20 protein-coding genes are annotated in these 16,976 nt (G+C 62.9%); 13 read left to right on the forward strand and 7 right to left on the reverse strand.

The features are described 5' to 3' along the window. Positions 1-56: 56 nt before the first annotated feature. Entirely contained in the window at positions 57-401 is a 345-nt protein-coding gene (locus P9220_RS17635; RefSeq protein ID WP_309766324.1) for a hypothetical protein, read from the reverse strand. Between the two features lie 213 nt (positions 402-614). Between P9220_RS17635 and P9220_RS17640 the strand changes: the two genes are divergently transcribed. After that, positions 615-1,637 carry a transporter gene (locus P9220_RS17640; protein ID WP_309766325.1) on the forward strand — a complete coding sequence of 341 codons (1,023 nt, stop codon included), beginning with the start codon at positions 615-617 and terminating at the stop codon, positions 1,635-1,637. A gap of 4 nt (positions 1,638-1,641) precedes the next feature. On the opposite strand, the gene P9220_RS17645 is transcribed toward P9220_RS17640, so the two are convergent. Then, positions 1,642-2,109, reverse strand: a complete 468-nt coding sequence (locus tag P9220_RS17645; protein ID WP_309766326.1) for a nuclear transport factor 2 family protein — start codon at positions 2,107-2,109, stop codon at positions 1,642-1,644. An 87-nt stretch (positions 2,110-2,196) separates the two neighbouring features. On the opposite strand from P9220_RS17645, the gene P9220_RS17650 reads away from it, so the two are divergent. Next, entirely contained in the window at positions 2,197-2,781 is a 585-nt protein-coding gene (locus tag P9220_RS17650) for a TetR/AcrR family transcriptional regulator (protein WP_309766328.1), read from the forward strand. Here the strand turns inward: P9220_RS17650 and P9220_RS17655 are convergent. Next, entirely contained in the window at positions 2,778-5,309 is a 2,532-nt protein-coding gene (locus tag P9220_RS17655) for an adenosylcobalamin-dependent ribonucleoside-diphosphate reductase (RefSeq protein WP_309766330.1), read from the reverse strand. The two genes, P9220_RS17650 and P9220_RS17655, sit on opposite strands and share 4 nt — an antisense overlap. Before the next feature lie 134 nt (positions 5,310-5,443). On the opposite strand from P9220_RS17655, the gene mobB reads away from it, so the two are divergent. Then, positions 5,444-5,968 carry a molybdopterin-guanine dinucleotide biosynthesis protein B gene (gene mobB, locus P9220_RS17660; RefSeq protein ID WP_309766332.1) on the forward strand — a complete coding sequence of 175 codons (525 nt, stop codon included), beginning with the start codon at positions 5,444-5,446 and terminating at the stop codon, positions 5,966-5,968. Here mobB and P9220_RS17665 read toward each other — a convergent pair. Then, positions 5,965-6,462, reverse strand: coding sequence for a cupin domain-containing protein (locus P9220_RS17665; protein WP_404980294.1), 498 nt, complete (start codon positions 6,460-6,462; stop codon positions 5,965-5,967). The genes mobB and P9220_RS17665 overlap by 4 nt on opposite strands. A gap of 63 nt (positions 6,463-6,525) precedes the next feature. Here P9220_RS17665 and P9220_RS17670 point away from each other — a divergent pair, with 63 nt between their 5' ends. Further along, positions 6,526-6,945: a GNAT family N-acetyltransferase gene (locus P9220_RS17670; protein WP_309766336.1), complete on the forward strand. Its 420-nt coding sequence runs from the start codon at positions 6,526-6,528 to the stop codon at positions 6,943-6,945. 193 nt (positions 6,946-7,138) lie between these two features. After that, on the forward strand, positions 7,139-10,030 hold the full coding sequence (locus P9220_RS17675) for an EAL domain-containing protein (RefSeq protein ID WP_309766338.1): 2,892 nt from the start codon (positions 7,139-7,141) through the stop codon (positions 10,028-10,030). Between the two features lie 11 nt (positions 10,031-10,041). Here the strand turns inward: P9220_RS17675 and P9220_RS17680 are convergent, their stop codons facing one another. Beyond that, the gene (locus P9220_RS17680) at positions 10,042-10,278 is read right to left on the reverse strand and encodes a hypothetical protein (protein ID WP_309766339.1); all 237 of its coding nucleotides are present in this window, start codon (positions 10,276-10,278) and stop codon (positions 10,042-10,044) included. Between the two features lie 120 nt (positions 10,279-10,398). Here P9220_RS17680 and P9220_RS17685 point away from each other — a divergent pair, with 120 nt between their 5' ends. The 3 genes from P9220_RS17685 (at position 10,399) to pqqA (ending at position 11,090) form a co-directional block, all read left to right on the forward strand. Beyond that, entirely contained in the window at positions 10,399-10,632 is a 234-nt protein-coding gene (locus P9220_RS17685) for a DUF2795 domain-containing protein (protein ID WP_309766342.1), read from the forward strand. Between the two features lie 20 nt (positions 10,633-10,652). After that, complete coding sequence (locus P9220_RS17690; RefSeq protein WP_309766343.1) at positions 10,653-10,853, forward strand: hypothetical protein; 201 nt, start codon at positions 10,653-10,655, stop codon at positions 10,851-10,853. A 162-nt stretch (positions 10,854-11,015) separates the two neighbouring features. Continuing rightward, positions 11,016-11,090, forward strand: coding sequence for a pyrroloquinoline quinone precursor peptide PqqA (pqqA, locus tag P9220_RS17695; RefSeq protein ID WP_008353049.1), 75 nt, complete (start codon positions 11,016-11,018; stop codon positions 11,088-11,090). Positions 11,091-11,148: 58 nt separating this feature from the next. Here pqqA and P9220_RS17700 read toward each other — a convergent pair whose 3' ends face one another. Then, on the reverse strand, positions 11,149-11,460 hold the full coding sequence (locus P9220_RS17700) for a hypothetical protein (protein ID WP_309766344.1): 312 nt from the start codon (positions 11,458-11,460) through the stop codon (positions 11,149-11,151). Positions 11,461-11,647: 187 nt separating this feature from the next. Here P9220_RS17700 and P9220_RS17705 point away from each other — a divergent pair, with 187 nt between their 5' ends. From P9220_RS17705 to P9220_RS17725, 5 genes are all read left to right on the forward strand, one after another. Further along, entirely contained in the window at positions 11,648-12,265 is a 618-nt protein-coding gene (locus tag P9220_RS17705; RefSeq protein ID WP_309766346.1) for a UdgX family uracil-DNA binding protein, read from the forward strand. Between the two features lie 12 nt (positions 12,266-12,277). Then, a complete protein-coding gene (locus P9220_RS17710; RefSeq protein WP_309766348.1) occupies positions 12,278-12,673 on the forward strand; it encodes a DUF3175 domain-containing protein in 396 nt (131 codons plus the stop codon). A 62-nt stretch (positions 12,674-12,735) separates the two neighbouring features. Further along, positions 12,736-12,903, forward strand: coding sequence for a hypothetical protein (locus P9220_RS17715; protein WP_309766350.1), 168 nt, complete (start codon positions 12,736-12,738; stop codon positions 12,901-12,903). Further along, entirely contained in the window at positions 12,903-14,219 is a 1,317-nt protein-coding gene (locus P9220_RS17720; RefSeq protein ID WP_309766352.1) for a sorbosone dehydrogenase family protein, read from the forward strand. Before P9220_RS17715 ends, P9220_RS17720 begins: the two co-directional genes overlap by 1 nt. Continuing rightward, on the forward strand, positions 14,220-14,708 hold the full coding sequence (locus P9220_RS17725; protein WP_309766354.1) for a hypothetical protein: 489 nt from the start codon (positions 14,220-14,222) through the stop codon (positions 14,706-14,708). A gap of 9 nt (positions 14,709-14,717) precedes the next feature. On the opposite strand, the gene P9220_RS17730 is transcribed toward P9220_RS17725, so the two are convergent. After that, positions 14,718-16,907 carry an ATP-binding protein gene (locus P9220_RS17730; RefSeq protein WP_309766355.1) on the reverse strand — a complete coding sequence of 730 codons (2,190 nt, stop codon included), beginning with the start codon at positions 16,905-16,907 and terminating at the stop codon, positions 14,718-14,720. Positions 16,908-16,976 lie beyond the last annotated feature (69 nt).

Consider the following 16,976-nt stretch of genomic DNA (forward strand, 5'->3'; position numbering starts at 1 on the left):
TCGCTGAATGGATCGCCGGGCTCTCAGCACGTTTCGCGCCTGACTTCAATTTCCTTTCAGGCGTTGCTTTCCTTCTTGCCTTTGCGACGCTTCGCCGGCGCTTCCTCGCGCTCGCGCAGCCGCGCGTTGGCTTCGACGAGTGAAGCGGCGTCGCGCTGGCGCAGCGCCACGTCGAGCTCGCCGATCGCCGCGAAAAGTGCATCGCGCGCTGCGCCGTCGAACGTGTCGTCGCCGCGCTCGGCAACCCGCCGCGCTTCCTTGTCGAGCCGCTTGAAAAGCTTCGCGCCGAAGCGCGTGTCCACCTCGCCGTCGCGGGCGAGCGTCGCGATCACGGATGCAAGCCGCATGAGGCCCGCCGCCGTCGTTTGTGTCACGCCGTCCAGATCGTCCAGATCATCCACCGCGCTTCTCCCCTAGTTGACCGACGGCATGCTCGCCGGAGTCGGCGGACCGTCTCGCATCGCGCCATGATACGCCGCCAATATGACAGCCATTCTTGCACGACGTGCGACGGTTGCATCGACCGTTTCCGGTGCGACCAGTGGCACACTAGCGCCTGAACGCGCGAGCCGGCCGCCGCAGCGCATGTCACATCGAACGCACGGAACGCCCGCATGAATTCTCCCACCCTGCTCCGACCGCCCTACGGCTCCGACTTCACCGGCCTCGTCTGCGGCTTTCGGTTTCGTGCCGATGAGCCGGGCGAACCGATCGACGCGGAAGCCGCGAGCGCATGGCTCGCCCGCGGCGACACGGCGAAGGAATTCATCTGGCTGCACTTCGATCTCGCCAACAGCGCGTGCGAACGCTGGATGCGCACGCGCCTCGGCGTGCCGGACGCGTTCTTCGACACCCTGCACGAGGGTTCGCACTCGACGCGCATCGAGCATCAGGAAGGCGCGCTGTTCGCGGTCATCAACGACGTCATGTTCGACTTCGAACTGACGCCTTCGCAAATCGCGACGCTCTGGGTCTATACGCATCAGAAGCTGCTCGTCACGGCGCGCATGAAGCCGCTGCGCTCGATCGACTCGCTGCGCGAATCGGTGCGCCGCGGCGAGGTGTTTCGTTCGCCGGCAGAACTGCTCGCGCATCTGCTGCGGGATCAGGCCGATCTTCTCGTGCAGATCGTGCGGCGCACGAGCGCGGAGGTCGATGGCATCGAAGATCATTTTCTGTCGACGCATTCGTCCAAAACGCGCTCCGACCTCGGCGCGCTTCGTCGCGTGCTGGTTCGGCTGCAACGGCTGCTCGCCCCCGAACCCGGCTCCGTGTTCCGCCTGCTCGCCCGGCCGCCGCGCTGGCTGCACGCGCAGGATATTCAGGACTTGCGCGACGCGACCGAAGAGTTCTCGCTCGTGCTGAACGATCTGGCCGGCCTCGTCGAGCGGATCAGGCTGCTGCAGGAAGAGATCGCGACGCGCATGGACGAGCAAAGCAACCGCACGCTGTTCACACTGACGCTCGTGACCGTGCTCGCGCTGCCGATCAACATCGTGGCGGGCTTCTTCGGCATGAACGTGGGCGGCATTCCGCTCGCGGAGAACCATCACGGCTTCTGGCTGCTCGTGCTCGTCGTCGCGAGTTTCACCGTGCTCGCCGGATGGTGGGCCTTCCGGCGGCGGCGCGACATGTGAGTCGCTACAGGCCGAGGTCGCTGAGGCCGGGATGATCGTCGGGCCGTCGGCCAAGCGGCCAGTGATACTTGCGCTCGGACTCCCTGATCGGCAGATCGTTGATCGACGCGTGACGATGCGTCATCAGCCCCGCCTCGTTGAATTCCCAATTCTCGTTGCCGTAGCTGCGAAACCAGTTGTTCGAATCGTCATGCCATTCGTACGCGAAGCGCACCGCGATGCGATTGCCCGTGAAAGCCCACAGTTCCTTGATGAGCCGATAGTCCAGTTCGCGCACCCACTTGCGCTGAAGAAACGCTTCGACTTGCGCACGGCCGGTGACGAACTCCGCGCGGTTGCGCCAGCGCGTGTCTTCGCTATAGGCCAGCGCGACGCGCTTCGGATCGCGCGTGTTCCAGCCGTCTTCGGCGAGACGGACTTTCTGCGCGGCGGTGTGTGCATCGAACGGCGGAAGAGGCGGTCGGCTTTCCATTGCGGCTCCTGGTCGGTGATGGTAGACAGGTCTGTCTACTTGCCAGCACTCTAGCCCAGGTAGACGAACCTGTCTACAATCGACGGCATGAACATCATCGAATCTGTCACGGATGATGCGGGGCTTGCGCCCGATGCGCGCATCCTTCGCACCGCGCACGACCTTTTCTATCGCGACGGCATCCGCGCGACCGGCATCGATCGTGTGATCGCGGAATCGGGCGTCGCGAAGAAGACGTTCTATCGCTATTTCGCGAGCAAGGACGATCTGATCGTCGCGTTCCTCGAGTTTCGGCACGACAACTGGATGGCCTGGTTCCGCGATGCGCTCGCGCGTCATGGCGGCACGCTGTCGGCTCTCGTGCCGGCGCTCGCCGAATGGTTCGGCGGCGAGACTTATCGCGGCTGCGCGTTCATCAATTCGGTGGTGGAAGTCGGCGGCACGCTGCCGCAAGCCGTCGATATCGCACGACGGCACAAGCGCGACATGACCGCCGCCATTCGCACGCTGATGCCCGCGTCACGCACCGCGAAGGCCGACGCGCAGGCGCTCGCGCTGGCCGTCGATGGGGCGATCGTCGCCGCGCAGTTCGCCGATGCCCCCGCCAATGCGTTGAAGTCGCTGGCCCGGCTGGTGCGCGCGGTGCGCCGGGGGGCGAGCGAATCGCACTAGCCGCAGGCCCCCACTTCCCCGCAAGCCGTGCAGAAATCGCAACCGTCCTTGCGAATGACGGCGTTGGCGCCGCACGTCGCGCATTTGCGTCCGTGCATCAGCGCGAGACCGTTCGCATCGCTGGCGGATACATCGGCATCCGAAGCATCGTCCGTTTCGGCTTCATCGTCTGCCGTCAATGCGCGCACCGGTTGGGCGCCCTCGCTGCGTTTCTTCGCCAGCACGCGGGACGGCATCTGAGTTCCCTCCGCATCCAGAAAGCCGCGACGGTGCAGGATCTGCTGGATTGCATACGCAAGCGCCGCGACTTCCGAATCGTGCCAGCGCGGACTGCGATGGCCGTCGAGCCGCTCCACATCGCCGAGCCGTACTTGTCCGCGATCCCACGAAACCTTGCGCATGTCCTGAAGCGTGCGCGCGGCGAAACCGCCGCGTGCCGCGAGCGAAAGCGAACGCATGGTTGCGGTGATCCACTGCTGTGATTCGTCGCGCTGGCCCGTTGGAATGAAAAATTCGATAGGACGCTCGATCGTCACGTCCTGGCCCGCAATGCGCCCCGTCACTTCAATGAACGAGACCGCGAGATACAGCGACTTCTTGCCGGCCTGCGTCAGATATTCGACCTTCTCGATGATCGCAGGCAACTCGCCGCGCGGCCGGTGATCGATTGCAATGCGCAGAGGATCGAGGTCCAGTTCCGGATCGGGCGAATCGCTCGGCGTTTCTGGCGGCGTCACGGACAGCACCGCGCCCAGCGTCTCGTTCGGCCGATACGTCGCCAGCCCCTTGAGGCCACGCCGCCAGGCCTCGAAATACAGGTCCTGGAACTTGTCGAACGGATAATCGGCGGGGACATTCACCGTCTTCGAGATCGACGTATCGACGAAAGGCTGCACCGCCGCCATCATCTCCAGGTGGTCATGCGCGGACATTTGCAGCGCATTCACGAAGTATTCCGGCAGTGCGTTCACGTCCCCGCCCATCTCGCGATACAGGCGATACGCATGATCCTCGACCGCGAAGCTCTGACGCGAGCCGTCCGCCATGCGCTTCGTGCGCTGGTACGTCCACGAGAATGCAGGCTCGATGCCATTCGATGCATTGTCCGCGAACGCGAGGCTCACGGTGCCCGTCGGCGCAATGGAAAGCAGGTGGCTATTGCGAATGCCGTGCAGGCGGATTGCGCTCTGGATATCGTCCGGCAGGCGCGATGCGAACGTGCCTTCCTCGAGATACCGCGTGGCGTCGAATAGCGGAAACGCGCCGCGTTCGCGTGCGAGATCAACCGACGCACGATACGCTTCGTCGCGCATCGCGCGGCCAATGCGTGCCGCGAAGTCGCGGCCTTCCTGTGCGTCGTAGCGTAGTCCGAGCATGACGAGCGTATCGCCGAGACCCGTGAATCCCACGCCGATGCGCCGCTTCGCTTGCGCCTCGCGCGCCTGTTCCGGCAACGGCCACAGCGTGACATCGAGCACGTCGTCGAGGAAGCGCACTTGCGTGCGCGTGGCGCGCGCAAGGCCGTCCCAGTCGAATGACGGCGCACCGCCGCGCATCTGCGCGAACGGGTCGCGCACGAGCCGCGTCAGATTGATCGGGCCGAGGTTGCAGCAACCGTAAGCGGGCAAGGGTTGTTCGCCGCACGGGTTCGTCGCGCGAATGGATTCGACCGCGCGCAGGTTGTTGTCGCCGTTCATGCGAGAGATGAAGACGACGCCCGGCTCGGCGACATCGTAAGTAGAACGCATGATCGTGTTCCACACTTCGCGCGCCCTGACCTCTCGATACACCCACAATCCGTCTTCGCGCTGCCGGATATCCGCCGATGATCGCTGCGCCGGCGATGGCTCCGCCTTGTGCACGAGCTGCCAGATCGCATCGTCGGCGACGGCCTGCATGAAGTCATCGCTTACGGCGACGGAGACGTTGAAGTTGTTCCAGCGCCCTTTCGTGTGCTTCGCCGCGATGAATTCGAGCAGGTCCGGATGTGTGCAATCGAGGATGCCCATTTGCGCGCCGCGCCGCGCGCCCGCGCTCTCGACCGTGCGGCAGGATGCATCGAAGACGTCCATGTAGCTGCACGGGCCGGATGCGGCGGAGCCCGTCGAATGCACTCGCGCGCCGCGCGGACGGATCGCCGAGAAGTTATAGCCCACTCCGCCGCCGCGCCGCATGGTTTCCGCCGCTTGCAGAAGCGCGACGTAGATGCCGGGCAGCCCGTTGTCATCGACGCCCTGTATCGCATCTCCGACCGGCTGCACGAAGCAGTTGATGAGCGTTGCATCGATGCCCGCGCCCGCCGCGCTCATGATGCGACCAGCGCCCAGAGCGCCGCGTCTGAAGTTGTCGACGAACTCCGCCTCCGTCTTCGCGCGCAGTTCCGCCGGCTCGGCTAACGCCACGCCCCGCGCGACGCGTCGATGAATGTCTTCGACGCGAGCCTCGTCGCCCTTGGCGTACTTTTCGAGCATGACGTCGATGGAGAATTGCTGCGGAGCGAGCGCGGTGCTCGGATTGTCTTCGGCCATGTCTGATCCTATGGTATGTCGCGCGCTTGCCGTGGTTCGCAAACGCGATGCCCGACGATAGCGCGAAATCACCGGGCTCGCCACGGAACCGCTAAACTCGCCGTTGCTTCATTCACCCCGTATAAAACCGTCGCATGAATTCGTCGCACCCGCCGTTTTTCGGCATTTCGGGCCGCTCCGGCCAAGGAAAGACCACGTTGATCGAAGCGCTGCTGCCGTGGTTTCGCGCACGCGGTCTCACCGTGAACGTCATCAAGCATAGCCATCATTCGATCGAGCTCGAGCCGCCGGCCAAGGACAGTGCGCGCTTTCGCCGCGCAGGCGCAGGCGAAGTGCTGATCGCGTCGCCCTACCGGTATGCGATCGTCCACGAACTGAACGACGAAGCCGAGCCGCCGCTTGCCACGCTTGCCGCACGCCTTGCGCCCGCCGATCTGGTCATCGTCGAAGGCTTCGCGCGTGAAGCGATGCCGCGACTCGAAGTCGTGCGACCATCCACCGCAACGGAGCCGCTCTTCAAGACCGATGTCGAGATACTCGCTATCGCAACGGACGACGCATCCTCGATCGATACCGCCCTTCCGACGCTGCCGCTCGATGACGCAGCACGCATCGGCGCATTCATATGCGACACCTTGGGGCTTGCGTCGAATGCTTAGGCGAGCCGCGCAATCAATTCGCGATGCTGCGGATAGCGCGCCTGCAATTCACCCGGCGCTGCAAGTTCGAACTCACTGAATTCGAAGCCCGGGGCAACGGTGCAGCCGACCAGCGCCACGCCTGATGCCTCGCGGCATTCGGCCGCGAACCAGTCGCCTGCCTTCACCACGGCCTGAAAGACAACGTCCGCATGCGCCACTGCGTTGCCGAGCCGATGCGTGGTCGACGTGCCGTCGGCATCGATCACATGGACGTCGACCGGATCGCCCGCGTAGAAGTGCCAGACTTCGTCGGAGCGAATGCGATGCCACGCGGAATGCGCGCCATCGCAAAGAAGATAGTAAATGGCGGTGGAAGCCGAACGTGCTTCATTCGATGCTTCCCGCAACACGCGATGGTCCGCGCGATACGTCTCGCGAAAGTAGCCGCCTTCCGGATGCGGCTGCAATTGCAGGCGCGCAATCAGCGCGTGACTGTCGATTGGTTCGTGCATGCTCATTCCCCTTTCCTGAGTTTCGCGTATTCTGCATGTTCCCCAAGCGCCCGGGCCATCGCTATGCGCGACATCACCATTTCCGTTACCGACTGGATCGACGAATCGTTCGAGGCCGATGTCGCGGGCGGGCTCGCCCAATTCAACGCATCGCAACTCGGGCCGAGCGGGCATCGCGATCTCGCGGTATCGCTCTATGTCGATGACGACTTCGTCGGCGGACTGGCAGGCTTTACTGCCTGGGGCTGGCTCTTCGTCAAATGGCTCTGGATACGCGAAGACATGCGCGGCCAGGGGCTCGCCGCACGCGCGCTCGAAGCCGCCGAAATAGAGGCGAAACAGCGCGGCTGCCGTGCCGCCTGGCTCGACACGCTCAACCCGCAAGCACGTAATCTTTACCTGCGCTGCGGCTATGAGACCTTCGGCGAGCTTGCGGATTTTCATGACGGACGTCCACGTATTTTTCTGCAGAAGCGCTTTTGACAGGGTCTTAGACGGCGTTATTGGCGCGCGTTGGTTCAATCGCGCCTTACATTTTTTTTGCGCGATGCTCAAGCCTGTATGCTCCGTGCCGTTAGCCCAATAAGAGCGATTGCTTGACTAACGACTGAACGCGGACCCAGGCCCCCAGCGCGGCGGCCTGAATGCCCCAAGAAAAAAATGGCCTGGAGCGCCGATGAGTGTGTTTTCCGCGTATAACGCGATGCCCGTTTCAGCTTTAGTCGCGGCCCCAACGGACGACGTGACCGAAGTGACCGACACTCAGCCGATAGAAGCGCTGCTGCGCGATGCCGCCTCGATGGACTGCAGCCGCGAGTGGGCGTGGTATCGCGCGGGCGAGCAATTGCATCTCGCGCATCGCGGCGACGCGTCGCTGAAATGGCCGCGCAGCATCCCGGAAGAAGGGCTCGACGAGCAATGCGCGGCGCATGGCTGGCACCGCTGGCCTACCGGACGTGGTGAAGGCGTTCTCGGATGGCTCGTCGCGCCTGCGGTGCACAAGAACGATGCGCAACTGGCGAGCCTTGCCCGGCGTCTCGGCGAACGCGTTCAGGCGGACGCGCTGGCCCGCGCGCAGCTTACGCAACGCGTGCTGTATGAGATTGCCTATCTGGCGAGCTCGGTGCGCGACCGCGCCGAATTCTTGCGCTGCGTGCATGAGCGGCTTGGCACGCTCATCGACGCCGAGAACTTTTATCTGGCGCTTTACGATCGCAAGAGTGGCAGGATCACTTATCCGTATTACGTCGATGTCATCGATACCGACGTGCAGGCCGCAGAGAATTACGACATCCTCGATCCGTCGCATCTCTCGATGACAGGCCGCGTCCTGACGAGCGGCCAGCCGCTATTCGTCACGCGCGCCGACATCACCGCCGCCGAGCGCGACGGACGCTTCTATTGCCTTGGAGACCGCCCCGAGTTCTGGATGGGGGCGCCGCTCAAGAACGCATCCGACGAAGTGTTCGGCATGCTCGCGATGCAGGTCTACGACGTGTCGCGCATCTACACCGCCGAGGACCGTGCGCTCTTTCTCGTCGTCGCGCGCCACGTGGCCATGGCGCTCGACCGCATTCTTCATCGCGCCGATCTCGAAGAACAGGTTGCACGCCGCACGTCCGAGCTTTCGCAGCTCAACGCGGCGCTGCGTCATGGCATTGCCGAGCGCGAGCGTTCCGAGCATTTGCAGGCCGCGCTCTATCAGATCGCTGAACTGTCGAGTCGACCGGGCGACATGATGGAGTTCTTTCGCAGCCTGCACGGCATCGTCGGCGAGTTGCTCTATGCGCGAAATTTTTATATCGCATTGATTGAACCGGATACGGGGTTAGTGTCCTTTCCGTATTACGTCGACGAAATCGTGCAGGAACGCCCTGCTCCGCGTCGTGGTCAGCGCGGGCTGACCGAGTATGTCATCGGGGAGCGTCGCGCGCGGCTGATCGATCACCAGGAAGCCATGCGGCTCATCGATGAAGGGGCATTCGAGACCGAAACGGGCACCGTGCGCCTGCGTTCATGGCTCGGCATTCCCCTCTTCGACGGCGATGTCGTGCGCGGCGTGCTTGCCGTGCAAAGCTATTCGCCGCTGGTGCGTTATTCACTGCGCGACCAGGAATTGCTGACGTTCGTATCGCGTCATATCGATACCGCGTTATCGCGCCGCCGCGACGCCGAGGCCTTGCATGCGGCCAACCTCGAACTCGAAGCACGCGTGCAGGCCCGCACGCGCGAGCTCGATGAAGCCAACGCCCGTCTTCTCTACGAAAACGCGCATGACTCACTGACGAGCCTGCCGAACCGTAGTCATCTGATGCAGCGGCTTCGCGGCGCATGGAACGACTACCGCACGCGTGGGCACGAGCTATCGGTGATGTTCATCGACCTCGACCGCTTCAAGGTCGTGAACGACAGTCTGGGTCATCACTTCGGCGACATGCTGCTCGTCCAGGCCGCCGCGCGATTGCGCGATTGCGTGCGTTCGACCGACCTGCTCGCACGCCTCGGCGGCGATGAGTTCGCGGTGCTTTCCGCTAACGCGCCGGTTCACGACGCCATCGCGATTGCGAGGCGCATTCTCGCCGCATTCGATCTGCCGTTTCATATCGAAGAGCATGTGGTTTTTTCGTCGTGCAGCATCGGCATCGTCACTGCGGACAGTCAGTTCCATACCGAGCCTGCGGATCTCCTGCGCGATGCCGATACGGCGATGTATCGCGTGAAGAATGCGGGGCGCGACAGCTTTGTCGTGTTCAACCAGGAATTGCGGCGCGAGGTATCGGACCAGGTCGAACGCGAAGGCGCGCTGCGCAACGCAATGAAGCGCGACGACGAATTACTGCCCTATTTCCAGCCTATCGTCGATGTCAAGAGCGGGGAAGTCGTCGCGCTCGAAGCGCTCATACGCTGGCGCCAGCCGGATGGAAGCATCGTGGGGCCGGGTGAATTTCTGCCGTCGGTGGAAGGCCTGAGACTCATCGGCCGGCTCGATCTTTATATGCTCGAACGCGTGGCCGCCATTCTCTCGAACGAGCGTTACGCGCACTGGCCGCCGGTGCATGTGAACTGCTCGAGCTATAGCATGACGCGCCCCGAATTCGCGGATGACGTCCTTGCGTTATTGCGTCGTTACCGCGTATCGCCTTCGCGTGTATGTCTTGAACTCACCGAAGGCGCGCTCGTCGCCGAGCCGGATCTCGCGCGCCGCACCATGCAGCGTCTCGCCGATAACGGCATGTCCGTCGTGCTGGACGATTTCGGTTCGGGATTTTCGTCGCTGAGCTATGTGCATCAGTATCGGTTCAGCGGCCTCAAGATCGACAAGTCATTCATTCTCGAACTCACTCAAAGCGCACGCAGCCGCGCAATCGTGCGTGCGATCGTGAGAATGGCCGAATCACTCGACCTTACGCTCGTGGCGGAAGGCGTGGAAGACGCGGCAACGCTTGCCGTGCTGCGCGACATGGGCGCGGCGCAGGCGCAGGGCTATTTCTTCGATAAGCCCTTGCCTTTACACGCCCTCACGCGTACGTCTCTCGCGCCGCGCGCGACGAACAGCGCGGCGCTGTGAACGCACTGCGTTCAGGGCATGCCGCCCATCGACGGCGAAATGATGCTGCCGGGCTCGCCTCCCAGTGCGGTATCGCTTGCACTAACGGCGCGCGTCGATAGCGGCGCGTGATCGGCGGCGCACGTTTCGACGCTGTCGCTGCCGAGACATTGCTGAAACGCGTCGGCTCTGTCCTTGCCGTCGAAGGTGTAGATCGTGTTCTCGACCTTGACTTCCGTGTCGGAGATGCGGTCTGCGCTAATGGTCATCTGCTGTCCTCCCTTTATCAATGCGACCGGTATACGAACGCAGCATCAAACGCGCCTGGCTACAGGTACATGCGTTGCTGTTTGTCTCATCGTTATCGTCACACCGAACAAGGAGGCCTTATGTCTCAGCATCCCGCGCAGTCGCAGGACCAGAGGCACGAAGATGAACCGCGTATGGATGAGATCGCTCAAGCGTTAAAGGGCGCTGAATACCCGCTAGGCAAGGAAAAACTTATTGCACTTGCGCAACGCAACGGAGCGAACGGTGAAGTCATTGCCTTGTTGCACAAGATGCGCGACCACAAGTACGACAGCGATGCCGCTGTGCTGCGCGAAGCCTCGCGCGCCGAATAACCGTCAAACGAGGACACGTGATGGCTCAAACTCCCGAAGCACCCGATACGCATGACAAGCCCCATGCACCGGGCGGCAATGAACTGAACAACATCACGCCCGACGAAGCGGATAGGGTAATCCCTCGTCCCGGTGAGGCATTGGAGCGCGACGAAGCAACCGATCCCGACAAGGCCAGCGTAAACCCTGACGATTCGGGCAATCGTCCGAGGTCGCTATAAATAAATTAAATGAACGCGCAGGCGATTTCCAATCATGCAAGCGCCAAACTCCGCTAGCATTTAAGAGCGTCGAATTGGGGCGCGGCTTTGCACGGCGCTTGCAGACCACCACCGCGCAACGGCCCGGCATCCGCCAGGCCGCTTATTGCACAAGGAGGCTTTATGAAGTGGGAAACCCCGAGCTTCACCGATATGCGTTTCGGCTTCGAAATCACGATGTACATTGCCACGCGCTAATCTGCAAAAAACGGCCGCGACAAGCGGCCGTACTTTTTCCTCTGCAATCCCTTTTACCTCAATTCCCGCGCGGCGGGACGTCCTGTCCTGTTTGAGGTCCCTGCCCGCCCTTACCGGTCGGCTCAGGCCGGTCGCCAGAGCCTAGCGGCACTTCTGCAGTCTGATGCGGGTCCTGCTCCAGACGCCGGTTCTCCGGTTCGACTTCGCCTGCATTCGGCTGACGCACGGCTTGCTTCGGATCGCCGCCCGTTGCCGCCCCGGGTCCTGGCAGGTTTCCAATAGAGCCGCCTCCGCTCGCGCCGCTGCCGGCATCGCCGAGCGGCTTGTCCGTGCTGCCTTTCCCTTCCAAACGATCGTCGTCGGTACCCATTGCACGCCTCCTATCGAGTTGATGATCTGTTGCACAGCAACGGACATTCCACTCGCTTCGCAATGGCTGAGCCGCTTTGAGCGAGAGGTCCGATCATTGCTTGTCGTTCTTCGTTAGAGAGTGCGATGCCCCCGCTTTCGCAAACGCCCTTTGATGTCGTCCCACATACGCTCAACGCCTGACGCTGATGGCAACGCTCAAGCAACCCGGTGTCGAACCGGATCAAACGCCCGCATCACTCGATGAGTGTCACCGCTGCGCGCTCTATAAGGACGCAACGCAGGGCGTGCCCGGTGCCGGCCCGCGCCATGCGCCGTTGATGGTCGTCGGCGAGCAGCCCGGCGATCAGGAGGATTTGCAAGGCAAGCCCTTCGTCGGCCCTGCGGGCGCCATGCTCGATCGCGCGCTGGAGGAAGCCGGTGTCGCGCGTAAAGATGTCTATGTCACGAACGCAGTCAAGCATTTCAAATGGGAACCGCGCGGCAAGCGACGCATGCACAAGACGCCTGCACAGCGCGAGATCGATGCATGTCATTACTGGATGGACCGAGAGACTGCGGATATCGATCCGAAGGTCATCGTCGCACTCGGCGCAACGGCGCTCAAATCCGTGCTGAGCGATTCCAAGGCGAAACTGCAGGCTTCGATGGGACAGGCGATCGAGCATGACGGACGGGTGATCGTCGCCACCTATCACCCGTCGTATGTTTTGCGCGCGGCCGATCCGGAAACGCGTCATGCCGCGTATCAGGCCATCGTCGATGCGCTGCGCGAAGCGCATCGCTTGCTGAAAGCCAAACGTTGATCGGGAAACCTCATGGCAACCACCCGCAAGACTGCAAAGACTTCTAAGACCACGCGCCAACGTCATACGCTCGCGAGCGATCGCAAGAAGAAGACGCGCAGCGCATCCAGCAAGTCTGCCAAGCCCAGGAACGACGATCATCGCTGGTCGCATCACGTGATGGAAACCAGCGATGCAATGGATATCGAGCGCGACATCTTCAAGACGGGCAACGCCGAGGAAATTGCGCAATCGCTCAAGCATTCGTCGACGAGCAGCACGCGACGCAAGGGCACGCCGTTTCAATCGGCGATGTCGATGCTCAATTTCTATATCAATCGAGCGGGCCGCAATCTGCCGAAGACGCGACGCAAGACACTGGAACGGGCCAAAAAGCACTTGCGCGAGGCGTTCGGCCGAAAGCCCTGAGCGCGCCGGACGCATCGGGAATGTGACTTGCTATTAGCCGTGCAATCGACAAGGAGACGACCATGGCGCAAGAACCTCCTCTCAGCCCGGGCGATGAAGCCGAACCCGGCGCACCCGGCACCGGCGAAGACATCTGTCCGGACTGCAACGGCACCGGCAAGCAGGACGGCGGCGAATGCCCGACATGCAGCGGCACCGGCAAGGTGACGCAAGGCATCGGCGGGGGCTGATGAAGCGCCGCATTCACCGGTGCGCGGCGGCAATCGTCGCCCTCGGTCTAGCAAGCTCCGTAGCCAGCGCCGACGATTACGCCCCCGGCTTCGGCCCGAATCCTACGTTGCCAGCCCCAAAGCGAGCATTGCTGCCGACGGTGAACATCGCGCCTGCAAAACCCTGGGCGCAGGGTCAACGGCCCGTCGCGGCGCAAGGCTTCGGGGTGACTGCGTTCGCCGCCGGACTCGATCATCCGCGCTGGCTTGCGACGCTGCCCAACGGCGACGTTCTCGTTGCCGAAAGCAATACGCCTGCGCAGCATGACGAGAACGCGGGTCTCAAAGGCATCATCACGAAGAAGGTGATGAAGCGTGCTGGCGCTGCAGGGCCGAGCGCGGATCGCATCACGCTGCTGCGCGACGCCGACGGCGATGGCGTCGCGGAGACGCGCGCCGTGTTCATCGACAAGCTGCATTCGCCCTTCGGAATGGCGCTCGTCGGCGACTATCTCTATGTTGCGAATACCGATGCCGTCGTGCGCTTTCCTTATCGAAACGGCGACACGCAGATCGCATCGCCCGGTGAGAAGTTCATCGACCTGCCCGCCGGGCCGATCAATCATCACTGGACCAAGAACGTCATTGCAAGCCCTGACGGCAAGCGGCTTTACGTCACGGTCGGCTCGAACAGCAACGCTGCGGAGAATGGCATCGACGCCGAGAACGGACGTGCGGCGATCGTCGAAGTGGACATTGCCAGTAAAGCATCGCGGCTCTATGCAACGGGCTTGCGCAATCCTAATGGCATGGCGTGGCAACCGCAAAGCGGTGCACTGTGGACCGCTGTGAACGAGCGCGACGAAATTGGCAACGAACTCGTGCCCGACTATATGACGGCCGTGAAAGACGGCGGTTTCTATGGCTGGCCTTATAGCTATTTCGGGCAGCACGTCGATGATCGCGTGAAGCCGCAACGCGACGATCTCGTGGACGCGGCCATCGTTCCCGACTACGCGCTGGGCGCGCATACGGCATCGCTCGGCCTCGCGTTCTACGATGGTAAAGCGTTTCCCCAGCGCTACTGGAACGGCGCGTTCATCGGTCAGCACGGGTCTTGGAACCGCAAGCCGAAGAGCGGTTATAAGGTCGTGTTCGTTCCATTCGCGAATGGCAAGCCTTCGGGACCGCCCGAAGACATACTGACGGGCTTCTTGTCATCGGATGGACGCGCGCTCGGGCGTCCGGTCGGCGTGGCAGTCGATCGCACGGGTGGCCTGCTCGTCGCCGACGATGTCGGCAATACCGTCTGGCGGGTCGCGCCCGCGTCGAAATAAGTGGCCGCGCGCAAGCCCAAGGCTAAAGAAGAAGCGCAGGCCGCGCCTCGGCTCACGCTCTTCGCACTTGCGGAGCGGCAGATCGTCGGCCTGTACGACGCGGGCGTATTGTCACCCGCTGTGTTGCATCAGGTGATCGCGGCTTATGCGGATAGCGGCATCGACTGGAACGAAGCAGGCTCCATGCATACCGTGGATGACCGAACGCTTCAGGAAGCGGTCGTGCTCATCATGATGCCGGGGCGCGCGTTGCGTTCGGCACAGAAGGACTTCTTGTCGGTGGTCGAGCATCTTTCGGGAAGGAGTCCGCCGAAGGCGCATGTCGCTGACGATACCAGCGAAGAGCCTGCCGACGACGAAGACCTGTTGAGCCAGCTAGGCGGCAAGCGAAGCGATGAGGGCTCCGAAAAGCAGGAGGCGTCGTCGCGCAAGCCTGCCGGGTTCAATCCGCTCGTCGGCGCGCGCGCGATACCGAAGCACAAGCGCTGAGTCATCGCTTCAATGCGGGACGCCGTCCGCCATCAGGACGCGTAGCTCATCCATATCGAACGGCTTGGCGAGGATGCGAACACCGAGATGCTTCGCGCGTTCGATCTCGTCCGCGTAGCCGGTCATCAACACGATCTTCTGCGAAGGCAAGCGCTGAACGATCTGCTCGGCCAGATCGATGCCGTTCATGCGGCCAGGCATCTGCACATCCGACAACACGAGATCGAAGCCATAGCCTTCGCCCAGGAGCGCGAAGGCCGCGTCCGCGCTCTCTTCGTGATGCACGGCGCAGCCGAACACTTCGAGCACCGCCGTGATGCCCGCGGCGACATCGGCGTTATCTTCGACGAGCAGCACGGACATGCCGCGCAATGGATGGTCCTCATCGACGTTCGGCGGTGGAACCCGATGCTCAGGTTGACTAACTACCTCCTGTTTCGTCGATGCAACCGCCCCCTGATAGCGTGGCAGGTACAACCGCACGGTCGTGCCCGCATTCGGCACGCTCGTGATGCGTGCGGCGCCGCCCGCCTGCTCGCATGCCGCGAGCACTTGCGCAAGCCCAAGTCCCGTTCCCGCGCCGCGCTCTTTCGTCGTGAACAACGGCTCGAACGCGCGACGCAGCACCGACTCGCTCATGCCTTCGCCGTTGTCGGTGACGGCGATCAGCACGTATTCGCCGTCGGGCAAGTCGTTCCCGGCGCTGCGCACGCGCGCGTTCTGACAACGGATCACAATGCGCCCGCCGTGCGGCATCGCATCGCTCGCATTGACCGCGATGTTGACGAGCGCGAGCTCGAGTTCGACCGCATCCGCCATGACGTTCCACGAGTCCGCCGCACACTCCAGCGTCAGCACGACCGATGGATGCACCGCGCTTCTCACGGTATCCAGCACGCTTGTCAGCCACGCGGACGGGTCGATGGCTTCCTGCTTGCGCGGATGCTTGCGCGCCACGCTCATGAGCCGGCGAGCAAGCGATTCCGCGCCGGCGGTGGCGCGTTCGACCGCGAGCACTTCGCTTTCGACATCGTTGAAATGCTTTCGACGCGCAAGCGCCATGTTCGACGACACGACCATCAACAGGTTATTGAAGTCATGCGCGACGTTCGCGACCAGATTGCCGAGCGCCCCCATGCGCCGCAATTGACGGCTCGATGCTTCGACGGAAAGGCGCATGGCGACCTCTGCTTGCCAGCGCTCCCATGCGGCACGTTCGGCATCGAGGCGACGGATCGAGAACGCAATCAGCAGCCACACGGCCATGCAGGGAAAGGCGGCGATTGCGCAGACGAGCGCGAGGTTATGCCGCCATCGCGCCTTGACGGCGGAAGTCGCGTAGCCCGTGGCCACATAGAGCGGGAAATCGGCGACGCGGCGGTAGGCGAGCACGCGTTCGATCTGATCGATGGTCGACGTCATCCGCAGCCGGCCATAGAGCTCGTTATCGCGAAAGGCGTTGGTGAACGGCGTGTCGGTGGCGGGCTGCGCGGCGGCGTCCGCTGAAGGGTAGCGCACGAGCACCCTGCCGTCGCGTCGATAGAGTCCGATGACGAGCGCGTTATCGCCCGCGGCGATCTCATGATAGAAGTCGCTGAAATAATCGCGTTTCAGCGCAATGGATACGACGCCGAGAAAGTGACCGTCCTGGCTCACGCGTCCCATCGTCGTGGTGAAGACGTCGGAGTTCGCGACCTTGCCGCGCAACGGCAGCGAGAAGTACGTGACCGGTGCGATGGCGCGCGCAGCGCGGAAGTCGTCGCGATCCGCGATAGACACTTGAGGCGCAGGGTACCAGCGGCTATTCACGAGCAGCGCACCGTTCGCGCCGAACACCGAAACGGCCGCGACCTGCGCAAGCGTGCCGCTCATGTCGTCGAGCGCGCGATGCAGCGCTTCCTGACGGCTCGCGACGCTGGCATCGTCGCTGTCACCGAGCGTATCCACCACGCGCGTCTCGAGTTGCTGATTCAGGTCCAGCACCTTGAGCGCATGTTCGTTTGCGATGCGCGCGAGACGTTCGGTCAGTTCTTCCGCATCGGCGAAGCGGCGCTGATAGTCGTAGTAGCCATAAATGCAAAGGCACGCGAGCGGTATCAGCACCGACGCTGCCAGCACGAGCAGCAGCACGCGCCGCGTCAGCGCGAAGTTGCGCGACGGAAGCCGTAAGTCCAGTGTCCCGTTCTCGGTAGGGTTCAAGCGTTCGGCCTTTTCGTGAGTCGGCCGTCTATCGTAACCGGCGGGCGCGTATGGCGCATAGCCACATGC

Source organism: Caballeronia sp. LZ016 (assembly GCF_031450805.1).
Classification (GTDB): Bacteria; Pseudomonadota; Gammaproteobacteria; order Burkholderiales; family Burkholderiaceae; genus Caballeronia.